This is a genomic window from Thalassovita mediterranea (genome assembly GCA_019448215.1).
Lineage (GTDB): Bacteria > Pseudomonadota > Alphaproteobacteria > Caulobacterales > Hyphomonadaceae > Henriciella.
Genome location: CP080408.1, coordinates 726,256 through 748,391, shown reverse-complemented (window position 1 = coordinate 748,391; position 22,136 = coordinate 726,256). Strand labels below are relative to the sequence as shown.

The 22,136-nt window shown below is 62.1% G+C and carries 17 protein-coding genes; 6 read left to right on the top strand and 11 right to left on the bottom strand.

Annotated elements, in window-relative coordinates:
- Nucleotides 1-37: 37 nt before the first annotated feature.
- Complete coding sequence (locus KUV46_03550; protein QYJ01480.1) at nucleotides 38-4,792, bottom strand: NAD-glutamate dehydrogenase; 4,755 nt, start codon at nucleotides 4,790-4,792, stop codon at nucleotides 38-40.
- Nucleotides 4,793-4,895: 103 nt separating this feature from the next.
- Nucleotides 4,896-7,631, bottom strand: a complete 2,736-nt coding sequence (locus tag KUV46_03545; protein ID QYJ01479.1) for a M1 family metallopeptidase — start codon at nucleotides 7,629-7,631, stop codon at nucleotides 4,896-4,898.
- A 112-nt stretch (nucleotides 7,632-7,743) separates the two neighbouring features.
- Between KUV46_03545 and KUV46_03540 the strand changes: the two genes are divergently transcribed.
- The 3 genes from KUV46_03540 to mtgA are packed head-to-tail and all read left to right on the top strand — an operon-like array spanning nucleotide 7,744 to nucleotide 10,244.
- A complete protein-coding gene (locus KUV46_03540) occupies nucleotides 7,744-8,418 on the top strand; it encodes a glutathione S-transferase family protein (protein QYJ01478.1) in 675 nt (224 codons plus the stop codon).
- Nucleotides 8,419-9,549 (top strand): tRNA epoxyqueuosine(34) reductase QueG, encoded by a 1,131-nt coding sequence (gene queG, locus KUV46_03535; protein ID QYJ01477.1) that lies wholly within the window; start codon nucleotides 8,419-8,421, stop codon nucleotides 9,547-9,549.
- The gene (gene mtgA / locus KUV46_03530) at nucleotides 9,528-10,244 is read left to right on the top strand and encodes a monofunctional biosynthetic peptidoglycan transglycosylase (GenBank protein QYJ01476.1); all 717 of its coding nucleotides are present in this window, start codon (nucleotides 9,528-9,530) and stop codon (nucleotides 10,242-10,244) included. The genes queG and mtgA overlap by 22 nt, the downstream gene beginning before the upstream one ends.
- A gap of 5 nt (nucleotides 10,245-10,249) precedes the next feature.
- Here mtgA and KUV46_03525 read toward each other — a convergent pair whose 3' ends face one another.
- Together KUV46_03525 and KUV46_03520 are read right to left on the bottom strand one after the other, a co-directional pair.
- Nucleotides 10,250-10,912: a hypothetical protein gene (locus tag KUV46_03525; GenBank protein QYJ01475.1), complete on the bottom strand. Its 663-nt coding sequence runs from the start codon at nucleotides 10,910-10,912 to the stop codon at nucleotides 10,250-10,252.
- A gap of 50 nt (nucleotides 10,913-10,962) precedes the next feature.
- Nucleotides 10,963-11,619: a hypothetical protein gene (locus KUV46_03520; protein ID QYJ01474.1), complete on the bottom strand. Its 657-nt coding sequence runs from the start codon at nucleotides 11,617-11,619 to the stop codon at nucleotides 10,963-10,965.
- Nucleotides 11,620-11,684: 65 nt separating this feature from the next.
- On the opposite strand from KUV46_03520, the gene KUV46_03515 reads away from it, so the two are divergent.
- Together KUV46_03515 and yghU are read left to right on the top strand one after the other, a co-directional pair.
- Nucleotides 11,685-12,539: an SDR family NAD(P)-dependent oxidoreductase gene (locus tag KUV46_03515; GenBank protein QYJ01473.1), complete on the top strand. Its 855-nt coding sequence runs from the start codon at nucleotides 11,685-11,687 to the stop codon at nucleotides 12,537-12,539.
- Nucleotides 12,540-12,636: 97 nt separating this feature from the next.
- Nucleotides 12,637-13,503 (top strand): glutathione-dependent disulfide-bond oxidoreductase, encoded by an 867-nt coding sequence (gene yghU, locus KUV46_03510; GenBank protein ID QYJ01472.1) that lies wholly within the window; start codon nucleotides 12,637-12,639, stop codon nucleotides 13,501-13,503.
- 227 nt (nucleotides 13,504-13,730) lie between these two features.
- Here the strand turns inward: yghU and KUV46_03505 are convergent, their stop codons facing one another.
- Nucleotides 13,731-14,552 (bottom strand): sulfotransferase domain-containing protein, encoded by an 822-nt coding sequence (locus KUV46_03505; GenBank protein QYJ01471.1) that lies wholly within the window; start codon nucleotides 14,550-14,552, stop codon nucleotides 13,731-13,733.
- A 171-nt stretch (nucleotides 14,553-14,723) separates the two neighbouring features.
- Here KUV46_03505 and KUV46_03500 point away from each other — a divergent pair, with 171 nt between their 5' ends.
- The gene (locus KUV46_03500; protein ID QYJ01470.1) at nucleotides 14,724-15,098 is read left to right on the top strand and encodes a hypothetical protein; all 375 of its coding nucleotides are present in this window, start codon (nucleotides 14,724-14,726) and stop codon (nucleotides 15,096-15,098) included.
- Nucleotides 15,099-15,350: 252 nt separating this feature from the next.
- Here the strand turns inward: KUV46_03500 and metH are convergent, their stop codons facing one another.
- From metH to KUV46_03470, 6 genes are read right to left on the bottom strand one after another with little or no spacing between them, the layout of a single operon-like run.
- Nucleotides 15,351-17,993: a methionine synthase gene (gene metH / locus KUV46_03495; GenBank protein QYJ01469.1), complete on the bottom strand. Its 2,643-nt coding sequence runs from the start codon at nucleotides 17,991-17,993 to the stop codon at nucleotides 15,351-15,353.
- Between the two features lie 54 nt (nucleotides 17,994-18,047).
- Nucleotides 18,048-18,482 (bottom strand): gamma-glutamylcyclotransferase, encoded by a 435-nt coding sequence (locus tag KUV46_03490; protein ID QYJ01468.1) that lies wholly within the window; start codon nucleotides 18,480-18,482, stop codon nucleotides 18,048-18,050.
- A complete protein-coding gene (locus tag KUV46_03485) occupies nucleotides 18,479-19,045 on the bottom strand; it encodes a pyridoxamine 5'-phosphate oxidase family protein (GenBank protein QYJ01467.1) in 567 nt (188 codons plus the stop codon). Before KUV46_03485 ends, KUV46_03490 begins: the two co-directional genes overlap by 4 nt.
- An 11-nt stretch (nucleotides 19,046-19,056) precedes the next feature.
- Nucleotides 19,057-20,103, bottom strand: a complete 1,047-nt coding sequence (locus KUV46_03480) for a homocysteine S-methyltransferase family protein (GenBank protein ID QYJ01466.1) — start codon at nucleotides 20,101-20,103, stop codon at nucleotides 19,057-19,059.
- Entirely contained in the window at nucleotides 20,103-21,017 is a 915-nt protein-coding gene (metF, locus tag KUV46_03475; protein ID QYJ01465.1) for a methylenetetrahydrofolate reductase [NAD(P)H], read from the bottom strand. The genes KUV46_03480 and metF overlap by 1 nt, the downstream gene beginning before the upstream one ends.
- The gene (locus KUV46_03470) at nucleotides 21,014-21,991 is read right to left on the bottom strand and encodes a metalloregulator ArsR/SmtB family transcription factor (protein ID QYJ01464.1); all 978 of its coding nucleotides are present in this window, start codon (nucleotides 21,989-21,991) and stop codon (nucleotides 21,014-21,016) included. The genes metF and KUV46_03470 overlap by 4 nt, the downstream gene beginning before the upstream one ends.
- Nucleotides 21,992-22,136 lie beyond the last annotated feature (145 nt).

Genomic DNA, 22,136 nt, shown 5'->3' with positions numbered 1-22,136 from the left:
CCCGTCTGGCGGGCCCGTCCGGCGCACTTTACCCCACCTAATCCTGCTTGGCCGCGTCTGACATGAAGCCGCGCACGGCGTCTGCTGCCAGCGTGAACTGGGCAAAGTTGGCATTCGCTGATGACAGCGTTGAGAGCTGGCTGACCAGCGCCCGCTTCTCGCTCTCATGCTCGCGGAGCCAGCTATCCAGCCCGCCTTCGTTCAGCGCCATGGCGGTGGCCTGTGCCTGATGCCGGCGGATATCCTCGATGAGGCGGCGTGTGGCCAGCCTCTCCCAGTAGTTGGCGCCTTCCATACCGCTGAGCGCGTCATGGCGTAGCCTGTCGAGCCGCAGGGCTTCACCCAGTCTGAAATAGGTCGTCAGCGCCGCCTCGATGGAGATGTCCGGCCCATTTGCGAGCGCGTAGAGTTCCACGCCCGCCGGACGAAGCGGCATCAGCGCGGCCCGGTTTGCAAACGCCTTGTCGAGGCCCGCATTGGCAAGGGCCGTGGCCCGCTTGCGCGCCTGCTGCGCTTCGAACCCTTCGAGTGAGCCCTCAAGCGTATCGTCCAGTGACTGGAACGCGCCATGATACCGCTCCACCGTCTCGTCGACGGGGGCGCCGGGCTCCAGCCGGATCAGCGCCGCAGCCGTATCGGCAACCGCCTCAGCCCCGATCTGCATCAGTTCAGTCTGCAGGCTGGCGCGCACCTCATTGTCGAGGCGGTGAACTTCCTGCTGGAAGCCCGGCAGGCCGATCAGGACAGCCGCCGTCTCGAAGGCACGGCAGATTTCGGCATTGCCCGCCCCGGTACGTTCGCGCAGGCGCAGCAGCATTAGCGGGCCGCCTGCATCGATCAGCCGGTTGGCGAGGACCGTGGCAATGATCTCACGGCGCAGCCTGTGGGCGGCCATGGCGTCACTGAACTGGTGCAGCTCGCTCGGGAAATAGCCCTCAAGCGTGCGCACAAAATAAGGGTCATCCGGCACGTCTGACGCCACGATGTCATCGAACAGCGTAATCTTCGACCAGGCGAGCAGCACGGCAAGCTCTGGCCGCGTCAGCCACTGCTTGTTCTGCGCCCGCTCTGTCATATCGGATGTGGCAGGCAGACCCTCGACCTTGCGATCAAGGACGTTGCGGCCCTCAAGATAGCACATCAGCCGTTCATTGGCCTCGTGGTCACGCGCGGCCGTGGCTTCGGCAAGGCTCAGCGCACCGGTCTGCGAATAGTTATGCGCCAGAACGTGCGCGGCCACATCATCGGTCATCTCTGCCAGCAGGTGGTTGCGCTGCCCACGTGGCAGCGAACCGCGCCGCATCGCTTCAGAGCAGAGAATCTTGATGTTGACCTCATGGTCAGAGCTGTCGACGCCGGCCGAATTGTCGATGGCGTCGGTATTGATCCGCCCACCGCGCAGCGCGAACTCGATCCGCCCCGCCTGCGTCAGGCCAAGGTTTGCGCCTTCGCCAATGACCTTGGCTTTCAGGTCGCGGCCATTGACGCGGATCGCGTCATTCGCCCGGTCGCCTGCATCGCCCTGCGTCTCATGCGAGGCCTTCACATAAGTGCCGATACCGCCAAACCAGAGCAGCTCGCACTCACTCTTCAGCAGCGCATGCAGCAGGTCATCCGGCGTCGCTTCATCGGATTTGAGGCCGGTCATCTTCTTTATCTGCGCGCTCAGCGGGATGGACTTCGCACTGCGCTCAAAGATGCCGCCGCCTTCTGAGATTAGCGACTGGTCGTAATCCATCCAGGAAGAGCGCGGCAGGTCGAACATCCGCTTGCGCTCGTCCCACAGGCGCTCAAGGTCCTGCGGGTCCGGATCGATGAAGATGTGCATATGGTTGAACGCGGCCGTCAGCCGGATCTGCTTCGACAACAGCATGCCATTGCCGAACACGTCGCCCGACATGTCGCCGCAACCGATAACGGTGAAAGGCTCTGTCTGGATGTCCTTGCCCATCTCTCGGAAGTGGCGCTTGACCGCTTCCCACGCGCCTCGTGCGGTAATGCCCATCTTCTTGTGGTCATAGCCAGCAGAGCCGCCTGAGGCGAACGCGTCTCCCAGCCAGAAGCCATGCTCGAGGCTGATCTCGTTAGCGATGTCAGAGAAGGTCGCCGTGCCCTTGTCTGCCGCAACGACCAGATACGGGTCATCCCCGTCCCAGACGACCGTATCGGCGGGCTGTTGCACCTTGCCATCAATCAGGTTGCCGGTGAGGTCCAGAAGCGAGCTGATAAAGGTGCGATAGGCTGCGATACCGCCCTGATTGCGTTCTTCACGGCTGGCAGTGGCCGGGATCTGTTTCGGGAAAAATCCGCCCTTGGAGCCAACCGGCACGATCACCGCATTCTTCACCTGCTGGGCCTTCACAAGGCCAAGCACTTCGGTGCGGTAATCGTCGCGCCGGTCAGACCAGCGAAGGCCGCCGCGCGCCACCTTGCCAAAGCGGCAGTGAACGCCCTCGACCTGCGGGCTCGCCATGAAAATCTCACGGAACGGCTTCGGCGCCGGCAGGTCTGAAATCTCCTGGCTCGCAATCTTGAAACTGATGAAGGGATGCGAGGAGCCATCAGGTCGCGTCTGCCAGAAATTGGTGCGCTGGATCGCCATGATCAGCCGCGCGACGCGCCGGATCACCCGGTCCTCATCCAGCGACGAGACCTCATTGAGGCGTGCTTCAATGTCGAGGCGTTTTTCTTCGGCCTGCTTGGCGCGGGCTTTGAGGTCCTCGCCCGACGACGGATCAAAGCGGATCTCGAAAAGCTCCAGCAGGGCACGGGTCAGGCCGGGATGGCGCTGCAGGGCGTCGATCTGCGTCCCGCGTGCAGGGTCGAGGCCTGTCTGGTGGCGATAGGCACACAGCGTGCGCAGCAGCGCCGCCTCGCGCCATGTCGCAGATGCGGTGAAGACGAGGCCGTTGAAGCGGTCATTCTCCGCGCGCCCATCCCAGATTGCGACGAAAGCGTCTTCAAAACGCGCCGCAATATCCGACGGGTCCACCGCCGTGCGTCCGGCCGTGCGCATCTTCAGCGCATGCACCCAGTAGGTGTCCGGCCCGTCGGCGGCAGGCTTTGGCTTCGGATTGACCGGATAGCCGGTCTCGAAATCAACGAAGAGGCCCATATTCTCAAAGATCGGCACACAGTCCGACAGGGCGATAGCACCATTGCGCGAATAGATCTTCGCGGAAATCTCTGACTCTGGCGCGCCTTCAGGGCGGAAGGCCCGCAGGCGGATTGGCCGGGAGGACCCAAGATCTCGGATCGCCTCGACATCAATCAGCGCTTCTGCAGGCGAGAAAGCCTCGCGATAGGCCGCATTGAACGCGCCGCGGAAGGCGTTCGCTTTCTCGAACTCGCTTTCAGGCACGCCGAGCCCGGCCAGCGCCTCACGGAAAGCATCGTCCCAGGTGCGCGCAAGGTTTGCGACATCGGTCTCAAGCTGCCCGATATCGGGCTGCACCGATGCGTCCGGCAGCTCGATCAGCAGGTGGACGCGCGCCAGCGGAGAGGCATCAAAGCGCGGCTGGAAGGAAATAAGCTTGCCCTTGAAGGCCTTGGTGACATGGGCGCTGATGCGCTCGCGCACACCGGAATCATAGCCATCCCGCGGCACGAAGACGAGCACGGAGACAAAGCGGTTGAACCGGTCGCGGCGCACAAACAGACGCGTACGCGGGCGGCCAACAAGGTGCAGCGCGCCCTGCAGGAGCGGGATCAGCGTTTCCGCGTCCGCCTGCAGCAACTCATCGCGCGGCCAGGTCTCAAGGATGTTCGACAGCGCCTTATAGTCATGGCTGCCTTCAATGGCGCCCGTCGCATCCAGCACGCGGGCCACACGCTGGCGCACCAGCGGAATATCCCGGACGCTCTGATTATAGGCTTCAGCTGTATAGAGGCCGAGGAAGCGCGTCTCGCCGACGACATTGCCCTTGGCGTCGAAATGCTTGACCCCGACATAGTCGCAAAGGGCACGCCGGTGCACACGGGACGTCAGCGTTGATTTCGCCGCGATCAGCGGGTCAGGCTCCGACAGGAAGGCCCCGATGGCGGGCGTCAGCATCAGCGGCTCGGATCCGCGCCGCAGCACGTTACGGTCTTCATCGCGCAAAAGGCCCAGATTGGAACCTTCAACCATCAGCGGCTCTTCCGGCAGCACGGTGCCATCCTCGCCCGTCTCAAACCGGTAGTCGCGCACGCCCAGGAAGACGAAATGCTCATCTGCCAGCCAGTTGAGGAAGGCGATCGACTCCTTGCAGGTCTCGCTCTGGCAGGATGGATCATTCGTCAGCCGCTCGATCTCACCCTGCATGCGCGCCTGCATCTCGCCAAAGTCGGCGACCGCCATGGCGACATCGCGCAGCGTCGCGTCCGCGCCATCTTTCAGCGTCTTGCATTCAGCGGCGCTGAGTGCTGGCACATGGATCTGGATCAGAGACAGGCGCACGCCCTCGCTCGTCGTCAGGATCGGGTGGAACAGCGCGCGAACCTCAAGGCCCTGTTCGGCGCAAAGGCCTAGCAGCGAGTCGACCAGGAATGGCGTGTCGCGGGTCACCGTTTCCAGCACGCTCGTGCCGGTCAGCCGGTCATCATTGCCCCGCCCGTCGCGCACCCGGATACGCGCTGCCTCGCCGTCATAGCTCGCGGCAAGGTCTGCCAGGCTGGCGGCCTGCGCTTCGATGTCCTTGGCAGACAGGAAGGAAAGGTGTTCGGTCTCGGCAGTTTCGCGGAAGTTCTGAAGGATATCTTCCAGTCGCACCTCGCCAATGGGCGGGGTGGCGTTTTGACCGGCGTCCGACATGTCGAAGCTCCTGATTGGCTCGTTCAAAGCCCGCTTCTATCTGCGTCGGAAGGCCGGGGCCAGTGCCCTTCGCACGCTGCAGGTGCGAAGGGCAGGGCCGTTTCTAGTCCTCGCTATCGCCGCTGAGCGCTGCGGAAAGCTCACCAACCTTCTCGCTGCGGAAGGCTGAGCAGAGGTTTGCCGCTTCCTCAGCCTGCGCGAGAGAGCGCTCATAGCCCGGAATGAGGTCAGCATTGGTCACGAAGAAGTCTTTTGCTTCGGCAATCGCCTCAGTCTCACAGAAGGACGCCACAGCACCGGCTGTCTGCGCCTTCCTGATTTCAGGCGTGCGGGTGATGAAGTCATTGAAGTTCGCCTGGTAAAGCGCCCAGGCCTGTTCGCGGTTGGTATCATTACCCAGCGACTGCTGCATGACCGACCAGGCCTCCTGGCCCTGCCAGTCATCACCGCTGACTTCCTCATAGAGAGCCCGCAGTTCAGCTTCGCTGACATTCTGCGCCAGCACAGCCAGAACAATTCGGCGCTCGCGCTGATCGTTCGTGTTACGGGCATAGTCGAGCGCGGCCTCATAGAAGGCTTCGCCGCCATTGATGGCGCCATACTTCATCGCAGCTGCGAACTCTTCCGGCGAGACGGCAGACGGGTCTGCTTCGCCCTCGACGCCAATAAAGCTCGCGGCGCGGTCTGCGAGTTCGCTGCGCTCTTCATCCATGTCGCCCATCTCGAGAAGGCCGACATAGAGATCAGAGAGAAGCAGCGTCTCATCCTGACCAAGGCTGTCTTCGCGGGCCTTCAGCGCCTCATAGACAGGCCGGTAGGTCTCTTCGACCCAGTCGGTCATGCCGGCGCGGTCGTCTTCAGGCAGGCTGCCATAGAGGCCCTGCGCAATATTGATAGACTGGAGCGCAACATCCCATTCGCCTTGCGCGCCGGCTGCCAGCGCATTCAGCAGGGCTGGTGCGGGCGCGTCGCCTGCACGGAAAGCCGCCGAGACGCTATCGAGCAGGGAGAGCTGCTCCTGCGCGGTCAGCGTGTCGAAATTCTCGGTCAGCGCGCTCCAGTTCTCGTCAGAGAGGTTGAAGCGCCAATAGCCGCCTGCCGCGTTCGGCATGACCCATTCGGCGCAGCCTGCTTCAAGCGGGAACTCGGTCGTTTTGCCGGTCAGCATACGGCGGACCGTCTGGTCGCCTGCCGGGCCTTCGACGCGCATCGAGAAAGGCACCTGCCAGGTCTGGCCGTCCGGATTGATGTCCGAGCCGAGCGGCGCATAGCGCTGCTGGGTCACGGTGATGAGGCCAGTCTCGTCTTCGTTACAGGTCGTCTCAACGTTGAGGTACGGGATGCCTGGCTGGAAAATGAAAGAGCGGAAGCTCTCGACGACGCCATTGTCGCCGCTGCCTTCAGCAACCGATTGCATGAAGTCATCGACATCGGCGGCGTCGTCTTCAAAGCGCTTCATGTGCAGGCGGATGCCTTCACGGAATTCTTCAACGCCGAGATAGGATTCGAACATCGAAAGGACGTGGCCACCCTTTGAATAGGTGATGCCGTCAAAGGCGTCATTGATGTCCGCATTGCGTTCGATCGGGTTACGGATCTGGCGCGCATTCTTCAGGCTGTCTGCGCCCATTGCGGCGATGCCGCGGCGCTGGGTGGCGCGGTCAAAACCCTGATCCGGATAGATCTCGTCCATGGTCTTGTAGCTCATCCATGTGGCGAACGCCTCATTGAGCCAGATATCGTTCCACCATTCCGGGGTGACGAGGTTGCCGAACCACTGGTGCGCAAGCTCATGCGCATGCGTGGTCAGGATACCGCGCTGGCGGTCCACTGGCGTGCGGTCAGAGATAAGCAGCGCGCTCTCGCGGTAGATGATCGCGCCTGCATTCTCCATGGCGCCATAGGCGAAGTCCGGCACCGCGATGAGGTCCAGTTTTGCGTACGGGTACGGATAGTTGAAATAGGTTTCCTGCTGGTCGACCATCTCATCGGTGATGTTCATCGCGACCTGAAGCTGGTCGCCCTTGCCTGCAGGGGCAAAGCCGCGGAATGGCACCTGCTTGGCGCGCAGGGAATTGGCCGGAAGCGGCGCGCCCTCGCGCATGTCGTACGGGCCAACGGCCAGCGCGACGAGGTAGGACTGGATTTCACGGGTCGTGGCGAAGGAGTGGCGAACCATGCCGCCATCAAGCTGCGTCGTGCCGGTCAGCGGGGCATTGGTGATGACCTGATTGCCCGTCGGGGCGGTAACCGTCAGCGTCCACGGCGTCTTGAAGCGCGGCTCGTCGAACCCCGGGAACATGCGGCGCGCATCGATCGGCTCCATCTGGGTGGCAAGATATGGCCGCCCGTTCTGCGTCGCCTTGTAGAGGCCTGCGAGACCGAAATTGTAAGGTGCACGATAGTCGATGATGAGGGTCGAATTGCCAGCCGGAACAGGCTCGGCAAAGTCGATCTTGGACACGCCGCCATCAGCAAGGCTGCCCTCGAACGTGCCTTCGATCTCTGTGCCATCATCAAGGCGCACGACGGCGCTGTTGATCGTCTGATCCAGTGAATGCAGCCAGATACGGGCATGCGGCTCATCAACGCGGATGTCGATTTCAGCCGTACCGGTGAAGCCATCCTGCGCCGGATCGGTGACAAGGTTCAGGCGGTAGGCCGTCGGGCGAACGCCTTCTGGCAGCTGGCCTGCTGGCGGGGTTTCAAGTCGAACGGGCTCATTCTCGGCGGTAGTCGATTCGTCGGACTGCCCGCGGTCGCCCGGGCCACATGCACCAAGCAGCGCAAGGCTGGCGGCAGTTACTAGGATGGACGTTTTGAACCTGTTAAGCGACATGCACGATTCTCCGGGCAGAATTAAAAGGGCGTTGGTCGGCGCTACTGATCGCGCAAAGTCGTTGCAGAGAAAAGGTCTGAACTGGAATGAACGTATCCAGAAAGGAAACTTCATGAGACGTCTCTGGCACTGGCCGCTCGATCCGGGGTGCAGAACAGTCCGGCTGGCCCTTGAAGAAAAGAAGATCGCCTTCGACGCCAAGGTCACCTGGCCCGGCGCGACCATCAGTGAGCTTGCGAACCTGGCGCCCGGCAGTGACCTGCCTGTCTTTCTCGATGCTGCGGGAGAGCAGAAGATCATTGCCTCCGGCACGCATGCCATTCTCGAATATATTGAGGACACGGACGCAGCACCGCGCCTGATGCCGCTGCTGGCCCGGGACCGCGCCGAAGTGCGCCGCCTCTGGCAGTGGAGCGAGACGTCCTTCGCCGAAGTGAACCGCTCCCTTCTGGCAGAGCGCGAGAACCAGTGGGTGCGCCGCTCCAAACAGTCCGATACCACAAAGCTGCGCGAAGGCATCCATGCCCTGAAAAGCAAGCTCGGCTTCCTCGAAGGCCTTGCCGGTGTGCGCACCTATATGGCGGGCCGCACGCTCAGCCTTGCTGACCTCTCCATCGCTGCACACCTCTCGGCCTATGACTATTTCGGCGATGTCCCGTGGGACCTCACGCCCGACCTCAAGCAGTGGTACGCCCGGATGAAGTCGCGTCCGTCCTTCCGTCCGCTTCTGGCTGACAAGGTGGAGGGAACGCGCCCGCCGCGCCACTATGCCGACCTCGACTTCTAGATGGCAGGCGCCGCCACCACGCTCGAAGCCTGGCTGAAGGATGAGGCGCTGGCGCTGGGCTTTTCAGACTGCCGCATCTGCCGCGCCGATGAGGACTGGCCGGTCGGGGACCGCCTCGCTGAATGGGTCGAGGATGGCCGCCACGGCGACATGACTTGGATGGAGGCGACGCTCGAGCGCCGCAAGCACCCAACCAACATGTGGGAGAATGCCCGCTCCGCCATCATGTTGTCGGTCAATTACGGCCCCGAAACCGACCCTATGGAGGCGCTGGAGCAGACCTCCCACGGCAACATCTCCGTCTATGCGCGCGGCGGCGACTATCACGACCTGATCAAGAAGCGCCTGAAACAGCTCGCCCGCGCCTTCGTCGAGAAAGCTGGCGCCGAAGTGAAGGTCTTCGTCGACACCGCGCCGCTGATGGAAAAGCCGTTGGCCGCCCGCGCTGGCCTTGGCTGGCAGGGCAAGCACACCAACCTCCTCAGCCGTGAGTTCGGCAACTGGCTGTTCCTCGGCTCCATCCTGACGGACGCAGAGCTGACGCCGGATGCCCCCGAAGCCGATCATTGCGGTTCTTGCACCGCTTGTATCGACGTCTGCCCGACACAGGCGATCACCGCGCCATACCAGCTCGATGCGCGCCGCTGCATCTCCTACCTCACCATTGAGAATGCAGGCCACATCCCGGTCGAGTTCCGCGCCGCGATGGGCAACCGCATCTATGGCTGCGATGACTGCCTCGCCATCTGCCCGTGGAACAAGTTCGCCAGCCGCTCTGCCGAGAACAAACTTTGGGCCCGGCCAGAGCTCAAGCTGCCAGAACTCTCAGACCTCGCCGCGCTGGACGATGCCGCCTTCCGTGAGGTCTTCTCCGGCTCACCGATCAAGCGCATCGGGCGGAACCGTATGCTCCGCAACGTCCTTATAGCTATCGCAAATAGTGGCGACGCCGCGCTGGTGGAGACGTCCGTCATCCCGCACCTTGATGACGAGGCGGCGATTGTGCGGGCCGCGGCGATCTGGGCCCTCGCCTGCCTTGATACCGCCCGCTTTGAAGCGGAAAAGGCCGCGCGCGAAGCAACAGAGACGGATGAGGAAGTGAGCGCCGAATGGCAAAAGACACCGGCATGAGCCAATCCTCGCGCGGGCCCGTCCTTCGCTGGACCCTGCGCATCCTCAAAATCCTCGCTGCCCTCTTCGTGCTGGTACACCTCTATACGCTCGCGCTGAAATGGGCGCCTGTGCCCGGCACCATCCTGATGGGCCAGCGCATCGTCGAGGGAGAGGATTTCAGGCGCGTCATTGTCCCGCTTGAAGAGATTTCGCCCAATCTCGTCTATGCCGTCATTGCTGCCGAAGATGCCCGCTTCTGTGAGCATGACGGCATCGACTTCGAAGCCGTTGGTCAGGCGCTGGAAGAGCGCCGTCAGGGCCGCTCACAGCGCGGCGCCTCGACCATCACCCAGCAGACGGCCAAGAATACCTTCTTCTGGAATGGCGGCGGCTTTGTCCGCAAGGGCGGTGAAGCCTGGTTCGCGCTGTTCATCGACGGCATCTGGGGCAAGCGCCGCGTGATGGAGCAATACCTCAACACGATCGAATGGGGCGATGGCATCTTCGGCGCTGAAGCTGCCGCCCGCGTGCGCTTCGGCAAGCATGCGAGTGAGCTGACAGAGCGCGAGGCTGCCCTGCTGGCCGCTGTCCTGCCCAACCCACATGAATGGCGCGTCGATCCGCCCGGCAACTATGTCAGCGGCCGCGCAGGCACGCTGCAGTCACGCCTGCGCGTGGTTGCCAATGACGGTCTGGCGAACTGCGTTCTCTAGGGCGCCTAGCAGCTGTCTGCCGCGCTGGAGGCCAGCGACCCGGCCATCGCAGCAGCGCCCTGCAGGAATGGGCTGTCATTCTCCACCACCACATCCTTGATGACGCCGTCGGCGTCCGGGCACCATTTCTCGCGCACCGGCACATCCAGATCGGCCCATTCCTTCGGCCCAATCTGCGGCGTCTCGGCAAAACCCGGACGCGCGGCCACTTCGATCACATCACCGTCTGCGGTCTCGTCACACCATGCAGGCCTCTCCCGTCCCAGCCGCGCGCAGGCAAGCGCCTGCAGTGCGGTTTCGGCACGGGCGGCTGGCGGCGCGAAAACCGGAAGGTCCACTTCAGGCGCATCGCTCGCCCCTGTCCCTGTCATGGCATCTGCTTCCACCGCCTCACCGGCCCGCGCGATGACCGGGGACTGGACCGCGGTGCGCGGCGCAGCCTGCGGCAAGGGCGCAGCGCTCGGGGCAGGCGGCACCGGGTCTACGGCTTCAACCGCCGCCGGGGCGTCTGGAAGGGGTTTGGGCTCAGCTTCAACCAGCTCAGGCGGCAGCTCGACCAGCTCAACCGGAATGAAGTCTGGCGCACCATCATTGCCTTGAAATGTCCCGGTCGGAAAACTGAACAGCACGGCTATCAGCGCCGCATTGACGCCCACCGATGCCAGCACTGGCCAGCTGCGCCTTACCAGGTCTGACGGCAAGGCCCCCACGCCGTCACCTAACCTTCAGCGGAGAGGCGTCTGGCTTCGCGGATATCGCCCCGCAGGACCAGCGTGTTGATATTCTCCCTGTCCAGCAAAAGGGCGCGATTGATGTCGGCCTCCGCCGCATCATGATCGCCATTCTCTAGGAAAAGCTGCGCGCGCATCTGCAGCGCATCGACAGAGTTCGGCACCAGCGCCAGCGCCGCGTCCAGATCGGCCTGCGCCAGCTCATACTGGTCAGTGCCAAGATAGGCGGCTGCCCTGTCGGTCAGGACGCCGGGATCCTCAGGTTCGATCTTCAGCGAATTGGTCAGCGCCACAATGGCGGCGTCCGGATAGCCGGCGACCAGCCAGGCATTGCCCGACTGCGCAAGATACACCGCGCGATCACCCAGCCCGCCCGCGTCCGGCGCGTTGGCCAGCTCTTCAAGTCGGACTGCCGCATCGCGGTACTCGCCAAGGCCGAGCAGCGCCATGGCGTTGCAATAACGCGCCGCCGGGCGCGCGCCTTCGCCGATCCAGGCAAGGCTTTCTTCCAGCGCGAGCTCGGCGTCTTCATCGACGAGGTCCAGGCACTCATTCAGGCGTTCGCGTTCCGCGCGAACAATATCTGCGGTCGATGATTGCGCCACAGGAAGTGCGGCGATGAGAAGGGCAATGAAGGCTGACAATTGGAATATGGTCCCCGAACTCTAATCTGAGGCTCTTGAGTAATGGGCAGGAAGACAGGCCGCAAATGACAGTTGTTTCACGCAAGCTTTTCCTGATCGGGCCGGGCTATTCAGCGCGCGAACTCGCCGCAATCTGCAAGGCGAAGGGCGGCTGGACGGTCCTCGGCACGGCCCGCAGCGCCGACAAGGCCGATGCCCTGCGAGAAGAGGGCATAGAGCCGGTCATGACCGATGACGCCGATGCCATAGAGGCGGCCGCGCAGGGTGCGCACCTCCTCATTTCCACCCCGCCCGGCGATGAAGGCTGCCCCGGCTTTGATCTGGCAGGTGCGTATGCCCCAAGTGCCGCCTCCGTCACCTACCTCTCCACCACCGGCATCTATGGCGACCTTGATGGAGGATGGGCCTTTGAATGGCTGCCTGCCAATCCGGGCTCAAAGCGCGGTGAGCGAAGAGAACTCGCAGAACACCAGTGGCTCAGCGTGCGCTCTGACGCCCGCCTCATCCGCCTGCCGGGCATCTATGGGCCGGGCCGATCACCGATAGACCGCCTGCGCTCCGGCAAGCACGAACAGATGGTCAAACCCGGCCAGGTCTTCTCGCGCATCCATGTCGAGGACCTTGCAAGCGGCCTCTTGGCTCTCATCGAACGCCCGCACCTCACTGGCGTGTTCAACCTTTGCGATGACGAACCCGCTCCGCCTGAAACCGTCATGGATTATGCCGCAGATCTGATCGGCGTGGAGAGGCCAGAACACGTCACGCTGGATGAGGCCGATGCCAGCGCCATGGCCCGCAGCTTCTATTCCGAATGCAAGCGCGTGCCGAACGCAAAGCTGAAGGCGGCGACCGGCTGGCGCCCGCAATACCCGACGTATCGCGAAGGCCTGGCCGCCATTCTCAACGCTGAGAAAAGCTGAACAGTCCGATTACAATCGCGTGTTCAGATTGAATGCGCCTTGGCGCTCCTTACCTCCCTATGCGACAAGTTCGCGCAAAGCGAGGAAGGAAAAGCCAATGAGCGACAACACCTACACCCCCCCGAAAGTCTGGACCTGGGACAAGGAAAGCGGTGGGCGCTTCGCCAAGATCAACCGCCCGATTGCTGGCCCGACGCATGACAAGGATCTGCCTGTCGGCAAGCATCCGATCCAGCTCTACTCGCTTGGCACGCCGAATGGCGTCAAAGTCACCATCATGCTGGAAGAGCTTCTGGCCGCCGGTCACAAGGGCGCCGAATATGATGCCTGGCTGATCAATATCGGTGAGGGCGACCAGTTCAGCTCGGGCTATGTCGACCTCAATCCGAACTCCAAGATCCCGGTCATGGCGGACCATACGACAGACCCGGTCACTCGCGTCTTCGAAAGCGGCTCGATCCTGCTTTACCTCGCCAACAAGTTCGGCGCCTTCCTGCCGGAAGATCACCATAAGCGCACAGAGGCCATGAACTGGCTGTTCTGGCAGATGGGCTCAGCGCCTTATCTCGGCGGCGGCTTTGGCCACTTCTACGCCTATGCCCCGTTCAAGATCGAATACGCCATTGACCGTTTCGCCATGGAGGCAAAGCGCCAGATGGACGTGCTCGACCGCAACCTCGCGGACCGCGAATTCATGGCCGGCGACGAATACTCCATCGCCGATATGGCGATCTGGCCTTGGTATGGCGCGCTCGCCAAGGGCATCATCTATGAGGCTGGCGAATTCCTGCAGGTCCACGAATACAAGAACGTCATCCGCTGGACTGATCAGCTCGCTGAACGCGAAGCCGTCAAACGCGGCCGCATGGTCAACCGCACCTTCGGCGACCCAAGCTCACAACTGCGCGAACGCCACGACGCCAGCGACTTCGACACGAAGACGCAGGACAAGCTGGAAGGGTAGCGCAAGCCCCACCCTGACCCTCCCCGCACGCGGGGAGGGGACATGTCCCACATCATCCGCTCTGATCCACCCCATCCGACCTCATCCTTCGACAGGCTCAGGATGAGGTCATTGCCCATAGCCAGCGTCACGCGCCCCCTCCCCGCGTGCGGGGAGGGTCGGGGTGGGGCAAGGAGAGCCCCATCGCCAACGGCGCATCACCCAAGGCGATTGCGCACCGCGCAAACCTACCAGAACTTCCAGCGCGGTTTTCTGGTCGTCTCCGACGCGGTCGCACCACGGCCAGACTCTGAGCCCGCTGTCGGCTCCGCCATGGGCTGATCTTCAAGCAGGTCGGTATAGCCATAGCGGGAGGCCGTCTCTCCCATTTCCGACCAGACCCATTCTGCCTCTTCGCGACTAAGAACGTCGCGCCAGCCATCCAGAAGCAGGCCCGGATTGCGGCTTGGGTTCATGTCCTTGCTGACCGCCATCGGCATCTCTCGGACGACCTCCGGGGCGGGCCGATCGATGAGCTCACTGACGGGGTGGATCAGAAGACCGGGGTCATTGATCACATCCTCATAGCGCACCGTGACATTCGGCATGCCAGAGGCTTCCCAGCCATCATGCCAGTCATCATAGCGGCCACCGACATAAGCCCCATCGAGCACGAAGCGCAGCTCTTTCTCCGGCCAGAGTTTGCGGTAGGAGGCGGCCGCGCGCACCGGGTGGCGGGTCATGCAGACATAGGCTTCGCCCTCGATCGGGTCCTCGGGCGGAAGTTCGTGTGTTTTCACAAAGAAGATTTCACTGAGCGCGGCGCAGTCTCGGCGAAGCTGTGGATTGTCATTCAGTCGCGCCAGCGCGTTGTTCTGAAGGCCGATATAGGGCGGGCAACCATCCTGCTGATATCTGATGAAGTCGCCAAAATACTCTGGTCGCAGCTTCTCGGGCCTCTTCGCGTCTGCTTCATAGCCATTGGCGATCAGCAGGCGGAAATTGGTGAACAGCAGGCTGCGCGTAAGGGCGTTTCCGCACCTCGGCCAAGTGGCGACATAGACAAGCATTTCAGTTCCTTTGAAGGGAGTGTTTTCCTAGAACACCACGCGCGATGCGCCAACATCCGTAATGGAAACAACAGGTCGGGATCGTGATCGCTTTGGCATGGCGGCGCGCCTCGGAAGCTGCGGATAAATTCATTTCATCCGCCCCGTCTGGTCCAGCGCTAGGCTTGCACCATGATCAGCCGCGAGCAGATACGCCTCACGCACGCCCATGTGCCGCCAGTCTTCTGGCCGGTGCTATGGGTCTACATCTTGCGGCTCTGGCTAACGCTGGTTGAGGCCGCGCTCGAAGGGCGTGAGAGCGTGCTCTACACGGTCGGACGCACCGGCATCATCTATGTCAGGCATATGGCCGACAGCGAGGCAGAACGCCGCGCGCGTTGCCCGCTCGGAGAGGATTTCGACCGCACGCCGTGGACGCGGCTCCTCCCGATCGATCTTGGCGAGCTTGCAGAGCTCTTCCGGCCGCAGTTTCGCGAAACACCGCCGCTGCACCCTCCATGCACCGCCAGTACACCGTCACTGCACCATCTGGCTGCACCGCCCTAGGGCAGGGTGTTTCCCAAATCTGGATCACCGAACCGCTGAGCAACCGCTTCAGCGGCCGCACGCGCTGCCCCATCCATTCACCAGCACCGTCCAACCACCAACCTCAACCTGAGCCTGTCGAAGGATGCAGCATCAAGCGCCAGATCCTGTGGTTCGACTTCGCTCACCATGCGGGTTTTACGCTGACGGTAGAAAAGCCCGCAGGTGAGCGAAGTCGAACCACGCGGGCGATCGGTGAAGTTTTCTAAGGCTCTAAGCCGCCTCGTCCGTACTCACTGCGAAAGGATCGTAATTCAGGATCGGGGCCAGCCACCGTTCGGCAGTCCGCGTGTCCCAGCCCTTGCGGCGCGCATAGTCCTCGACCTGGTCTTTCTCAATTCGGCCAACGGCGAAATAGGCACTTTCCGGATGCGCGAAGTAGAGGCCCGAGACCGACGGCGCCGGGCTCATCGCAAAGCTGGTCGTCAGCGAAACGCCGATCCGCTGCTCAGCTTCCAGAAGCTTGAAGATCAGTTCTTTCTCGGTGTGGTCGGGCTGGGCCGGATAGCCAGGGGCAGGGCGGATGCCACGATACTTTTCCTTGATTAGCTCTTCATTCTCGAGCTTCTCATCGGCGGCATAGCCCCAGAGCTCCTTGCGGACCTTTTCGTGCATGTATTCGGCCATGGCTTCAGCGAAGCGGTCGGCCAGCGCCTGGACCATGATGGCGGAATAGTCGTCGCCCTTGTCCTTGAAATCCTTCGCCATTTTGTCAGCCTCCGGCCCGGAGGTGACGCAGAAGGCCCCGATATGGTCACCGTCGGGAGACAGGAAGTCAGACAGGGCGAGGTTCGGCCGGTCATTGGTCTTCTTCATTTGCTGGCGGAGGGTGTGAAGCCGCTCACCCGAAGCAAGCTCGATATCGTCGCCGACACGCTTTGCTTCCCAGAAGCCAATCGTGGCCTTGGGTTTGAACCAGCCCTCTCCCAGAAGGCGCTGGAGCATGACTTGCGTATCGCGCCAGAGGTCGGAGGCAGCTTCGCCGACTTTCTCGTCCTCAAGGATCTGCGGGAAATTGCCCGCCAGATCCCAGCTCATGAAATAGGGGGTCCAGTCGATATAGGCGGCGAGCTCAGAGAGGTCGACATCTTCAAAAGTCCGCACGCCCGTAAAGGTCGGAGCCGGAGCAGAGGCTTCGGTGGCGTTAAACGCCAGCTCGCGGGCCTCTCCGATCGGCAGGCGCGGGGTTGGCGGGCCGCCAGCACGGCTCTCGCGGATGCGGTCGTACCGCGCTTTGGTGGTGCCCCACATCGTCTCGCGCTCTTCAGCGTTCATCATGGCGCTGACAACACCAACCGCGCGGCTCGCATCGCTGACATGGATAACCGGCGCAGACGGGAAGGCCGGGTCGATCTTCACGGCCGTATGGGCCGGAGACGTCGTCGCGCCACCGATCAGCAGCGGCAGATGAATGCCCTGACGTTCCATCTCTGCAGCGACGAAGACCATCTCGTCGAGCGACGGCGTGATCAGGCCGGAAAGCCCGATCATGTCAGCCTTTTCCTCGATGGCCGTCTCAAGGATTTTCTCGGCCGGGACCATCACGCCAAGGTCGACAATGTCATAGCCGTTACAGCCCAGAACGACGCCGACGATGTTCTTGCCGATATCATGGACATCGCCCTTCACCGTCGCGAGGACGACCTTGCCGTTGGAGACCTTGTCGAGGCCGAGCTCTTTCTGCTCGGCTTCGATGAAGGGGGTCAGATGGGCCACGGCGGCTTTCATGACGCGGGCCGATTTCACCACTTGTGGCAGGAACATCTTGCCCGCACCAAACAGGTCGCCGACAACATTCATGCCGTCCATCAGCGGTCCTTCAATGACGTGAAGCGGGCGCTCTGCCTTCTGGCGGGCCTCTTCGGTGTCCTCGACGACGAATTCGGTAATCCCCTGGACGAGCGCATGTTCGAGACGTTTCTCGACTGGCTGCTCGCGCCAGCTCATATCCTTCTTCTGGACCTCGCCTTTCTGGCCGCGATACTTTTCGGCAAGCTCCAGAAGGCGTTCAGTGGCGTCATCGCGGCGATTGAGGATCACATCCTCAACGGCGTCGCGAAGCTCCGGGTCGATATTGTCGTAGATGTCGAGCTGACCGGCATTGACAATCGCCATGTCGAGGCCGGCTGGAATAGCATGATAGAGGAAGACCGAGTGCATCGCCCGGCGGACAATCTCATTGCCGCGGAACGAGAACGACACGTTCGAGAGCCCGCCAGAGATATGGCAGTGCGGCAGGGTCGAGCGGATCGCTTTGCACGCCTCGATGAAATCGACGGCGTAATTATTGTGCTCTTCGATGCCGGTTGCCACGGCAAAGATATTCGGGTCGAAGATGATGTCTTCTGGCGGAAAGCCGACTTCCTCGGTGAGGAGCTTATAGGCGCGGGTACAGATCTCGATCTTGCGCGCGGCCGTATCTGCCTGGCCTTCCTCGTCGAAAGCCATGACGACGGTTGCGGCGCCATAGGCGCGGATCTTGCGGGCATGCTCGAAGAACTGGGCCTCGCCTTCCTTGAGGGAGATGGAGTTCACCACAGCCTTGCCCTGAACGCATTTTAGGCCCGCCTCGATCACTTCCCATTTGGAGCTGTCGATCATCACCGGCACGCGCGCGATATCAGGCTCGGCAGCGATGAGGTTGAGGAAGGTCGTCATTGCCTCGACGCCGTCCAGCATCCCTTCATCCATGTTCACATCGATGATCTGTGCCCCATTCTCGACCTGCTGGCGCGCGACATCGACGGCGGCGTCATAGTCGCCCGCCTTGATAAGGTTGCGGAATTTTGCCGAGCCGGTGACGTTCGTGCGTTCACCAATATTGATGAAGGTTTGGGAGGCGGATGAATTTGTCATGATTGATCCTTCGAGGACCCTCTTCTCGTCGTCGTCTTGTCTGTTGGAAAACCGTCAGGCGGTTCGGGCTGTGCTCTTGCGGCCTGCCGACCAGAAGCCTGACCTTACCATGGGCCGGCCAGCGACTGGACGGTTGTAGACATAGGCCCAGGCCTTGGCGCAGGGGCGGCCAAAATCATCCACGATCGAGACCTTTTCGCGCCGGTAGAGCGCTTTCGAGGGTGCGTCGGTACGCACGCCTTCAAAGGCATCGAGTTTGCGGGCAATGCGCGGATGGTCGAGCCTGTAAAGCATGCCGTGGCAGATGCCTTTCTGGCGCACGACGCCCGGATAGGCGCCCATATCGAACATTGCACCAGTGAAGCGGCAAGGGCCCAGAAACTGGCCGTGACGTTCAAGGTCCACGCCTTTGGGGCCGCCCTGCATGCCTTGCTTGAGCAGGCCGTAGAAAACGAAGTGATCTCCGGCGGAAACGGGCGGTGCGATCATTGTGCCTTCTCCGCTTTGCGGGTCATGCCGGGCAGGCCGTCAATGCTGGTCGCATTCTTGGCGAGACGGCTCTCATGCCATTCCTCAACCGGCTTGTTCTCGATGTAGCGCTGGAGCTGATCACGCTGGCCCTTGAATTCATAGAAGGGGACGCCCCAGCCGCAGCTGTCGGAAACGCTGCTTATATCCACATAGATAATGTTGCGCGCGCGCTCATGGCCCGGCGGGAAGCGGCCAATCTCTGCCTCGAAATCCGGATGGTTGAACTGCAGGGTCCGGCCCTTGCCATAGATGCGGACGATATTGGCCGGGCCTTCAAAGGCGCAGAACATGATGGTGATGCGCGCATTCTCATTGACGTGGGCCAGCGTTTCAATGCCCGAACCGCCAAGGTCGGCATAGGCGACGGTGTTTTCATCGATGACGATGAAGCTGTCATAGCCCTTGGGCGAGACATTCACATGGCCGTCGCCGGACAGCGGAGCCGTCGCGACGAAGAACATCTTCTGCGCCTTGATGAAGGCGATCAGCTTGTCATCAAGTTTTTCGTACGTTTTGCCCATGGCTTTCCCCGTCAGCTTGCCAGCTGGAAGGGTTCTAGCCCGGAGAGGCGCATGGCGCGAGGTGGCTCCGGGATAATTCGGGGCGCTTTGCCTTCAACTGCCTTGGAAATGGCCGCAATATGCGGCGGAGTTGTGCCGCAGCAGCCACCGAGCACGTTGACGAGGCCAGATTTCGCCCATTCCTCAAGCTGCGAGGCGGTCTGTTCGGGCAGTTCGTCATACTCGCCGAACTCATTCGGCAGGCCGGCATTCGGATAGGCAATGACTTTCGTATCAGCGACCTTGGAAATGGCGGCGATGTGCGGGCGCATCATCTTGGCGCCGAGCGCGCAGTTGAGGCCGATGGCCCAGGGCTGGGCGTGACGGACCGAATGCCAGAAGGCTTCGGCTGTCTGACCCGACAGGGTGCGCCCGGATGCATCCGTGATCGTACCGGAAATGATGACAGGCGTGTCGTTACCGCTCTCGGCGCGGTAGTCCATGACGGCCTTTATCGCCGCTTTTGCGTTCAGCGTGTCGAACACCGTCTCGATCAGGAAGAAGTCGATATAGGGCGCCATGGCGCGGGCCTGTTCGAGATAGGCGTCGCGGACATCGTCAAAGGTGACTTCCCGGTAGCCCGGATTGTTCACATCAGGTGAGAGGGAAAGTGTCTTGTTCGTCGGGCCGATGGCGCCGAGCACACCGACCGGCTTGCCAGCCGCATCGGCTGCTTCACGGGCAAGGCGTGCACCGGCGGCGGCGATATCGGCCGCGATGTCCTGCATGTGATAGTCGCCCTGCGCGATCGTGGTCGCGCTGAACGTATTGGTTTCGATGAGGTCTGCGCCAGCTTCGATGAATTTGGTGTGGATGGCGCGAACCGCGTCCGGCTGGGTGAGGTTCAAGAGGTCGTTATTGCCCTGAACCGGGCTATTCCAGTCGGCGAACCGGTCCCCACGGAATTGCTCCTCGGAGAAGGAGTACTTCTGGAGCATGGTGCCCATTGCCCCATCAAGGATGAGAATGGCGCCCTGCGCCTTCTTTTCGAGATCTGCGATCAATGCTTCGCTTCTCATCAGGCTGCCTCCGCCGTTGCAGGTTTAAGGCCGAGCAGGTGGCAGGTGGAAAGTGCAAGGTTTGCCCTGTTCAGCGTGTAGAAGTGGAATTGCGTCACGCCGCCATCGGCCAGCTTGTGACAAAGCTCGGCAGCGATATTTGCGGTGATGAGATCGCGCGTGTCGGCGTCATCATCGAGACCTTCGTAAAGCTTGTGCAGCCAGTCAGGCACGCTCGCCCCGCAAAGGCCTGCAATACGCTTCAGGCCGTTGAAGTTCGGCTGGAGCATGATGCCCGGCACGATTGGCATGGTGATGCCTGCATTGCGGGCCCGGTCCAGAAACTCGAAATAGACGTCCGGTTCGAAGAAGAATTGCGTGATGGCCCGGTCTGCGCCCGCATCCTGCTTGGCCTTGAGGTGAGCAAGGTCAAACTCCCAGCCGCGCGTGTCGGGGTGGGGTTCGGGATAGCAGGCGACGGAAACTTCAAACACTTTGCCGAGGTCCGGGCGGTGCGCGCGAAGGCTCTCAATCAGCTCGATCACATTCTGGAAGCCGCCGGGCGCCTGCTTCCATTCGGCGCCCATGCCGTCCGGGGAGTCGCCGCGCAGGGCCACGATGTGGCGCACGCCGGCTTCCCAGTAATCCTCTGCGGTCTGCAACACGTCTTCCTTTGTCGCGCTGACGCAGGTGAGGTGGGCGGCAGGGATCAGCGAGGTCTCGCTGGCGATGCGCGCAACCGTGTCGTGGGTGCGCTCACGCGTGGAGCCGCCTGCGCCATAGGTCACAGAGACGAAGTCAGGCTGCATCGGCTCAAGCCGACGCACGCACTCCCACAGGCGCTCATCCATGGTTTCGTTCTTCGGCGGGAAGAATTCGAAGGAGACACGCGGCCTCTCCTCGGCCTGACGGGTGGCAACAGACAGATGGCTCATGCTGCGACGTCCTTTTTCTCTTCAGATTTACGTGCCGACCAGATGAGGACCGCAATCCCCTGGTCGAGATCTTTTGGCGGCTCGAACCGCATTACATCGTCGAGCTTGAGGCCCGACTGGCTGGTCCAGAAGCTCATCGCATCCTCGCGGATACCGAGACGGCGATGGCCGAAGGCCTCACGCATGAATTCATGATTGTGCGAGGCAAAGTCCACGATGATCAGCTTGCCGCCCGGTTTCAGGATGCGGCCAGCTTCGCGCACGACTTTCTCCGGCTCTTCAAGATAGTGAAGGACCTGATGCACGATGACGATGTCAGCGCTGGCCGTATCGAATGGCGTCGCGGTGACGTCGCCCTGGCGCACGCGGGCTTGTGTGATGCCGGCTTCAGACAGCTGAGAGCGGGCGAGGGTTAGCATCTGGTGCGAGAGATCAAGCCCTTCGGCCTCCCTCGCGCGGTCGCTCAGAAGCGCGAGCATGCGGCCTGTACCGGTGCCGAGGTCAACGATGCGCTGATAGGGGCCGGGGCCGACTGTGCGGAGGATGGCCGCCTCAATCAGTTCCTCGGGATAGTGCATGGCACGGATGCGGTCCCAGTCCGGCGCAATCGAGCTGAAATAAGTGTCGGCCGAGGCCTGCCGCGTGCGGCGCACCGCTTCGAGCCGGGCCCGGTCGTTCGGAAAGTCGCCGCTCGCCTCGTCGACCAGTTCGAACAGGCGATCCAGAAGGGCACGTGCCCAGTCTGTGCCAGGCAGGCGGTAGAAGACCCATGCGCCTTCGGGCAGGCGTTCAGTCAGGCCGGCAGAGGTGAGCGCCTTGAGGTGGTGGGAGAGACGCGGCTGGCTCTGGCCGAGAACGGTGACGAGTTCGCCAACCGACAGCTCGCCGTGCTGGAGCAGCGCAAGAATACGCAGGCGCGTCGGCTCGCCTGCCGCGCGCAAGGCTTCTACGATGGAGGACGCTGCCTGTTTCATATCAGCATATAAACATGTCTTTATATGTCTGACAATATGGGTGCGCGGCGTGCTCTTGGTGCAACGCTCCTGCAGCTCATGATTCAACTTACCCTAAGGCGGCGTTGAAAGCAGGCACCTTCCAACTCATATGCTGCGGCCATAA